Origin of the sequence: Mesorhizobium sp. M7A.F.Ca.CA.001.10.2.1 (assembly GCF_003998575.1) — a bacterium.
In the GTDB taxonomy this organism is placed as follows: Bacteria; Pseudomonadota; Alphaproteobacteria; order Rhizobiales; family Rhizobiaceae; genus Mesorhizobium.
Map to the genome: position 1 here is coordinate 1 of NZ_RZQY01000754.1, position 2,674 is coordinate 2,674.

5 protein-coding genes are annotated in these 2,674 nt (G+C 60.9%); 1 reads left to right on the forward strand and 4 read right to left on the reverse strand.

Annotation, left to right across the window (positions count from 1 at the left end; all coding sequences use genetic code 11):
- From EN964_RS31170 to purC, 4 genes are all read right to left on the reverse strand, one after another.
- A partial coding sequence (locus tag EN964_RS31170) for a glutathione S-transferase family protein (protein WP_164776128.1) occupies nucleotides 1–306 on the reverse strand: 306 nt, incomplete at its 3' end.
- An 84-nt stretch (nucleotides 307–390) separates the two neighbouring features.
- The gene (gene purQ / locus EN964_RS31175) at nucleotides 391–1,059 is read right to left on the reverse strand and encodes a phosphoribosylformylglycinamidine synthase subunit PurQ (RefSeq protein WP_127269903.1); all 669 of its coding nucleotides are present in this window, start codon (nucleotides 1,057–1,059) and stop codon (nucleotides 391–393) included.
- A 1-nt stretch (nucleotide 1,060) separates the two neighbouring features.
- Complete coding sequence (gene purS, locus EN964_RS31180) at nucleotides 1,061–1,303, reverse strand: phosphoribosylformylglycinamidine synthase subunit PurS (RefSeq protein WP_023810342.1); 243 nt, start codon at nucleotides 1,301–1,303, stop codon at nucleotides 1,061–1,063.
- A gap of 43 nt (nucleotides 1,304–1,346) precedes the next feature.
- On the reverse strand, nucleotides 1,347–2,141 hold the full coding sequence (purC, locus tag EN964_RS31185) for a phosphoribosylaminoimidazolesuccinocarboxamide synthase (RefSeq protein WP_013532127.1): 795 nt from the start codon (nucleotides 2,139–2,141) through the stop codon (nucleotides 1,347–1,349).
- A 275-nt stretch (nucleotides 2,142–2,416) separates the two neighbouring features.
- Here purC and EN964_RS31190 point away from each other — a divergent pair.
- A partial coding sequence (locus EN964_RS31190; RefSeq protein WP_164776129.1) for a DUF1476 domain-containing protein occupies nucleotides 2,417–2,674 on the forward strand: 258 nt, incomplete at its 3' end.

The window sequence follows — 2,674 nt, forward strand, 5'->3', positions numbered from 1 at the left end:
CACATCGAGATCGGTGATGCGGGCGAACATGCGCACCAGTGCCCGGTCCTTGGAATCGGGCGGCAGCAGCGCCGGCTCCGGAAACCGTTCCTCGAGATATTCGGCGATGACCACCGATTCGACGATCGTCTCGCCCGAGCCGGTGATCAGCACCGGAATCCGGTTCATCGGTGAGATGGCGCGAAACTCTTCCGGGATGGGAAAACCGGGCGGCGGCGCGATGATCTTGAGTGGTACGTCCTTGATGTAGGCCAGTGCCCGCACGATCGACGAGTAGGGCGACAACGGCCGCGAATAGAGTTTCATGACCGTCTCTCTCCCCAATGAACCAGACTTGCTCCAAAGAGACAGGAATGTCCGGCTGTTTTCAAGCTGTTCGCTTCGATATCGTCAGGCTGCGATGCCGAGGGCGCTCTCGAACAGTCCGCGGCCATCGGTGCCGCCATGGGCTGCTTCGATCAGGTTTTCCGGATGCGGCATCAGCCCGAGCACATTGCCTTGGCTGTTGACGATGCCGGCAATGTCGTTGATCGAGCCGTTGGGGTTGGTGCCCTCGGCATAGCGGAACACCACCTGGCCTTCGCCTTCGATACGGGCAAGCGTGTCGGCGTCGGCGAAATAATTGCCGTCATGATGCGCGACCGGCGAGCGGATGATCTGGCCCGGCTGATAGCGGCGCGTGAACATGGTGTTGGCATTGGTGATCTCGAGCTTCACCTGCCGGCAGACGAATTTCAGCGAGGTGTTGCGCATCAAGGCGCCCGGCAACAGGCCGGCCTCGACCAGGATCTGGAAACCATTGCAGACGCCGATGACCGTAACGCCCGCGGCCGCTTTTTCGGCCACCGCCCGCATGACCGGCATGCGCGCGGCGATCGCGCCGCAGCGCAGATAGTCGCCGAAGGAAAAGCCGCCCGGAATGGCGATCAGGTCCACATCGGGGATTTCGGTGTCGGTCTGCCACACGGTGACCGGCGGCGTTCCCGAAATCTTGGTCAACGCCGCGATCATGTCGCGGTCGCGGTTGAGGCCGGGCAGAAGGACGACGGCTGCTTTCAATTTAGGCGATCTCCACCGCGTAGTTCTCAATCACCGTATTCGCCAGCAGCTTGTCGCACATGGCCTTGAGGTCGGCTTCGGCCTTGGCCTTGTCGCTTTCCGCCAGCTCGACGTCGAAAACCTTGCCCTGCCGCACCGCGCCGACGCCGCCGAAGCCAAGGCCCGACAATGCGTGTTCTATCGCCTTGCCCTGCGGGTCGAGCACGCCGTTCTTGAGGGTGACGGTAATGCGGGCCTTGATCACGCTGGACATGCTCCTGTTCTGAGTATCGGGAGGCAAGCCGCGATCAGTGCGGCTTGCCTTTGAGCCCGTCGGTCGAGGCGACAAGCACCGGGCCGGTTGGGCGCGGCGGTTCGTTCTCGTTCATGATGCCGAGGCGGCGGGCAACTTCCTGGTAAGCCTCGACGAGGCCGCCCATGTCGCGGCGGAAACGGTCCTTGTCGAGCTTGTCCTGCGTCGCCACGTCCCACAGGCGGCAGGAATCCGGCGAGATCTCGTCGGCGACGACAATGCGCATCATGTCGCCTTCGAACAGCCGGCCGCATTCGATCTTGAAGTCGACGAGCTGGATGCCGACGCCCATGAACAGGCCGGAGAGGAAGTCGTTGACGCGGATGGCCAGCGCCATGACGTCGTCGATCTCCTGCGGGCTCGCCCAGCCGAACGCGGTGATGTGCTCTTCCGACACCATCGGATCGTCGAGCGCGTCGGCCTTGTAATAGAATTCGATGATCGAGCGCGGCAGAACGGTGCCTTCCTCGATGCCGAGCCGCTTGGACAGCGAACCGGCGGCGACATTGCGCACCACCACTTCGAGCGGAATAATCTCGACTTCCTTGATCAGCTGCTCGCGCATGTTCAGCCGGCGGATGAAATGGGTCGGAATGCCCATGCGGTTCAAATGGTTGAAGATGTACTCGGAAATGCGGTTGTTGAGGACGCCCTTGCCGTCGATGACCTCGTGCTTCTTCTTGTTGAACGCGGTGGCGTCATCCTTGAAGAACTGGATAAGCGTGCCCGGTTCGGGTCCCTCATAGAGTATCTTGGCCTTGCCTTCATAAATGCGGCGGCGATTTTTCATCTGGATTTTTCTCTGGGGTTCCGGACAGGGCGGTATCAGACCATTTCCTGTCCGTCTGCCTGAAATAGTGCGGCTACGGTAGGGTTCAATGCCGGGTCTATCCCAATCACATCGTTTGCTCAATCGGCAAATCCTTCCAATCAACCGCTTTCGGGACTGAAATGCCGCAGCGCAGCATTCGATGAAGCGTATTGACCGACCCGCGACCTTTTGGTTTGTGCTTTGGCAACGCACATATTCACCGCCAACGAATCGAATTTGACCGGAGGGACGCCATGAGCAGCATGAAAGACCGCGAAGAGGGCTTTGAGCGTAAATTCGCATTCGACGAGGAGCTTCGGTTCAAGGCCTCGGCGCGCCGCAACAAGGCGCTCGGCCTGTGGGCCGCCGAAAAGCTCGGAAAGTCCGGCGCGGATGCCGACGCCTATGCCAAGGAAGTGGTTATCTCCGACATCGAGGAAGCCGGCGACCACGACGTGTTCCGCAAAATCCGCGGGGATTTCGACGCGGCCGGCGTCGAGCAGTCGGATCAC